This window comes from Psychroserpens mesophilus, assembly GCF_050617655.1.
Taxonomy (GTDB): Bacteria; Bacteroidota; Bacteroidia; order Flavobacteriales; family Flavobacteriaceae; genus Psychroserpens; species Psychroserpens mesophilus_A.
Map to the genome: position 1 here is coordinate 1 of NZ_JBODQC010000583.1, position 229 is coordinate 229.

General features: G+C 34.1%; 1 protein-coding gene. It reads left to right on the forward strand.

The window, feature by feature from the left end; all coding sequences use genetic code 11:
* On the forward strand, positions 1-229 hold a 229-nt coding region (locus ACRHNM_RS18520), incomplete at both ends, for a hypothetical protein (protein ID WP_431138088.1).

Here is a 229-nt window from a genome sequence, read left to right on the forward strand (position 1 = left end):
TAGTGTTACTATGTCTAAACAAGCAGAAAAAGAAGGATACCAAACCTTTATGGTAACACCTGATAAAGATTTTGCACAACTAGTTTCAGAAAATATCTTTATGTACAAACCACGTTTTGGAGGGGGGTATGATGTTTGGGGAATACCAGAAGTTCAGAAAAAATTTGAGGTAGAAAATCCACTACAAGTCATTGATTTTTTAGGAATGATGGGAGATTCTTCTGATAAT